Origin of the sequence: Synechococcus lacustris str. Tous (assembly GCF_003011125.1) — a bacterium.
In the GTDB taxonomy this organism is placed as follows: Bacteria; Cyanobacteriota; Cyanobacteriia; order PCC-6307; family Cyanobiaceae; genus Synechococcus_D; species Synechococcus_D lacustris.
In genome coordinates, this window is the sequence record NZ_PXVC01000126.1 from 1 (window position 1) to 3,173 (window position 3,173).

The 3,173-nt window shown below is 47.0% G+C and carries 5 protein-coding genes; 2 read left to right on the forward strand and 3 right to left on the reverse strand.

What is annotated here, in order from left to right:
- Both C7K08_RS13160 and C7K08_RS13165 read left to right on the forward strand, forming a co-directional pair.
- The coding region (locus C7K08_RS13160) for an MraY family glycosyltransferase (protein ID WP_479725436.1) at positions 1-363 on the forward strand (363 nt) is incomplete at its 5' end.
- A 5-nt stretch (positions 364-368) separates the two neighbouring features.
- On the forward strand, positions 369-614 hold the full coding sequence (locus C7K08_RS13165) for a hypothetical protein (protein WP_106501013.1): 246 nt from the start codon (positions 369-371) through the stop codon (positions 612-614).
- 142 nt (positions 615-756) lie between these two features.
- Here C7K08_RS13165 and C7K08_RS13175 read toward each other — a convergent pair whose 3' ends face one another.
- The 3 genes from C7K08_RS13175 to C7K08_RS13185 form a co-directional block, all read right to left on the reverse strand.
- Positions 757-2,223 carry an alpha/beta fold hydrolase gene (locus C7K08_RS13175; RefSeq protein ID WP_106501015.1) on the reverse strand — a complete coding sequence of 489 codons (1,467 nt, stop codon included), beginning with the start codon at positions 2,221-2,223 and terminating at the stop codon, positions 757-759.
- Positions 2,224-2,306: 83 nt separating this feature from the next.
- Positions 2,307-2,882: a hypothetical protein gene (locus C7K08_RS13180; RefSeq protein WP_106501016.1), complete on the reverse strand. Its 576-nt coding sequence runs from the start codon at positions 2,880-2,882 to the stop codon at positions 2,307-2,309.
- A gap of 39 nt (positions 2,883-2,921) precedes the next feature.
- On the reverse strand, positions 2,922-3,173 hold a 252-nt coding region (locus tag C7K08_RS13185), incomplete at its 5' end, for a hypothetical protein (protein WP_133165288.1).

Genomic DNA, 3,173 nt, shown 5'->3' on the forward strand with positions numbered 1-3,173 from the left:
GCTTTAGCTGGCGCTTGGCTTGGCTTTTTAGTGCATAACCGCAATCCCGCCAGGGTGTTTATGGGTGATACCGGCTCACTGGCGATGGGGGCAGCCCTGAGTGCAATTGCACTGCTCTCCAACAGCCTGTGGCCCTTGCTTTTGATGGGAGGCGTGCTACTGGCTGAATCGTTATCTGTGATCCTGCAGGTGTGGGTGTTTAAAGCAACCAAGGGGGCTGCTGGCCAAGGGCGTCGCTTATTTCGGATGGCACCTTTGCACCACCATTTTGAACTGGGGGGCTGGGGTGAAATAAAGGTGGTGGTTGTTTTTTGGCTAGTGAGCTTAGGGTTAGTGGCGCTGGGTTTATTACTGCGGCCGTAAAGTAAATGCCCTATTTCACCTGGAAGGAAGAAGGCCTAAGCCAAGATTGCGCCAGCTTGGCGGCTATGGCAGCCCGTTTTGAAGAAGCGGCCAAATTGATGCGGCGTATGGCAGCTGAGGGTTTTGAAGTGGAACGCGTGAATGGCTGCCAACAAATCACCCACCCAAATCCAGATATTTTTAAGGCCTACGGCTTTATTAATGAAGAAAAAGCCGAAAAGCAATTGGATTTAATAATTGAAACTAATTAACGCTTTCTAAAACCAATAAGCCARATCAAAATAAAAACCAAACTGGATAAACCMAGATAAAAAAGGGCACCATTTTGCATGCTGGCCATATCAAGGCCAAAGGGAAGGGCGCCTGGATCGCCAACGGTTGCATAGGCAAAGATCATTRTKAACGCCCCCCCGCAAGCCGCAATTGCAGGCCAGTGGGATCTGTAATACCGCTATTGGCATCGAGCGGTTTTGCMGATAACCATTGCAAYAGCAGGRCCCGCAATGGTCCGCCATTGGWATCWGCCCCSGCAGGTAAATTAAAATGGGTTCCACGTTCAGCTAATACCAAAGCACTGCCATTTTTTGGATATTGGCCAAAGGGAAGCAAAGCCTCTGGTTTTGGCGGCACCACCAAATCACTGCTGCCTGCCACCACCAACACMGGYAGYTTYAAATCAGCTAARCCTGCRGCAAATACCAGTGCCTGGGGCGGGCTAACRGCTACCACTCGGCTGATGCGCGGATCAGCAAATGAGCTGGCWKTTGCAGCTGGTAGGAAACTGCATTGCAATACCCARCTKAGATTTCTGTTTGGATGTTCAGGGTCTTTRCAGGCATTCCATAGCTCAGCTGAAATACTGCGGGCACCAGCTARTTGCAGAGCCGTAGTAGCACCCCAAGAGTGGCCGATAAACACCACATTGCGGGGTGTGATACCAGCAGCAGCTGGGATTGCACCGGCTTCTAAGCCATCAAGAACTGCCTTMACCTCCCGCGGACGCCTCAGAAATTCCTCTGGGGCAGGCGGTGAAGCATGGCCCGCCAGCATTTCAATCTGCTGATTGCGATCACTACCGGCATGGCGAGGTAGGAACACAGGGGCCCCATGGGARGCCAAATGTTGGGCCCAACCAAGGAAGCTGCTGGGGGAATCCCAGAGGCCATGGGATATAACAACAGGCGGCAAACTGGGCGTAGCTAACGGACGCACAATTGTTACTTCAAGCGTTTCGTTCAAATTTCCTGCTACAGGTAGCTGCGCAGTTGTRGTTTGAATTTGATATTTACCAGCTGCTAGCAAAGAAGCGGGCGCCACTGCTGCTTTGTTAAAGTTTGGTATTAGATCTGCSGCTGCTAATTGTTGATCCCTTAAACGTTTKATRTAWGGCAGGGCRCGATCCAAACGCACCGTTACACTTTTACCTGGAATTTCTTGCAAAATATTCAATAAAGTTACCTGATTGTATTTAGCTTGGGCGGCCTTMACAGCAGCTAATACAGGTTCAGATTTTAATAGATTTGGTTGGGAACTATCAACTTCAAGYAARCGATTCAGCAATACCTGACCCTGAAGGGCCATGGCACTATCAAGATCTTCCTGAATAGGTAGCGGGGTATTGAGCAATTCCAGTAGTGAACTGGCATATCGGCCATTGGTGGCGCGGTTTAATTCAGCAATATCGCTATTACCAGCCCASAGGGCATCAGGGCTAGCAAGTTCCTTTAATTGAACAGTTAGTTTTTCCTGAAGCACYGGCAGCAACACACGCAGCTCTTCTATTGCCAGCACTGGACTGGGCAATAGAAGAGCTGTTGCTAAAAAGGCTGCTGGGAAAAACCGCCTTACCTGTGTGCTCATAAAAATATCCCTGCAGTTAGTTGAAACATAATGATTAAATTAACATAGAGCTGGCCAAAATTTATTTTATTTTTTCTAAAAAATCAGAGCGATGAGTGATGAAAAACGATGCGAAGATTTCCAGAGGGATCTTTAACTAACTTCCAAGTTTTATCAACTGTTGTAGTTTTACCATCCTTGTTTAAGAAGGAAACATTGCCCATTGATGTGGCGCTATCAGCAGTGATAAAAATTGCAGAATTGTTTACTGTGCACTTTTTCCAGCCCATAAGTGCAAARCCTTTGTCGTTTGGGAAAGCTKGWTTACCACCAACAAAGTAAGACAATGCACCRTCACTTGTGGTGSGGAATGTTTGAGGTGCTTTWGCTAAAGTTGGCTTAAATAATACACCGCCCATTTGGTACCCATAGGCTGAGTCGATTACTTGCTTAGCAAGAGTTGTGGCGGCAGCTTTGCCTTTAGTGTCATTTGTTTTACTGATATCAACCAATGCGTTGCACCATGCATTTTGTGCAYTAACAACTTCAGTTTTCGTTATTGTTGAACTTGAAGGAGTGAACTTATTATTAATAACTAGCGGCTCAGCAAAAACAGGGGCAACCTGCAGTAAAATCAATGGAGACGATAGTGCCAGCAAGGAATTACGAAGAAAAGACATCTTTATACCTATAAATTAACAATCACTAATTTAGCATAATTAGGCGGAAACTGGCAACGCTGGATGCTGAATCAACACCTGCTTGAGGTAGCGCCCTGTGTGGCTGGTGGGATGTTCAGCTACCTCTTCTGGGGTACCGCAAACCAAAATTTCACCGCCCTTATCGCCGCCCTCAGGCCCAAGATCAATAATCCAGTCGGCGCAACGAATCACATCAAGGTTGTGTTCAATAACAAGAATAGAATTACCTTTATCCACCAATCTTTGCATTACTTCCATTAGTTTGTGAAC